At 61.9% G+C, this 210-nt stretch carries 1 pseudogene; it reads left to right on the top strand.

The features are described from left to right. A pseudogene (locus B4F73_RS15740) lies at positions 1-210 on the top strand (cupin domain-containing protein); the annotation flags it as partial.

The following is a 210-nucleotide window of genomic DNA, read 5'->3' as shown; positions in this document are numbered from 1 at the left end:
GAGGCCAGCGATCTGCTGAAATCAGGCGCCACGATCTGCATCACCAATATTCACATGGCCGATCCCTTCCTGGCCCGCTGGGCCCAGGCGATCCGCGCGCGACTCAGCTTTACCGGCACAGTTGGGGTCAATTGTTATGCCTCCCCAGACGGCGCCGGATTGCCCATGCATTATGATCGGCGCGTCGCCACGACGCTTCAGATCGCGGGA

Origin of the sequence: Hyphomonas sp. UBA3601, from assembly GCF_002375605.1 — a bacterium.
Classification (GTDB): domain Bacteria; phylum Pseudomonadota; class Alphaproteobacteria; order Caulobacterales; family Hyphomonadaceae; genus Hyphomonas.
Note: the sequence above shows the minus strand (reverse complement) of the source record. Positions and strands in the feature narration are given on the sequence as shown.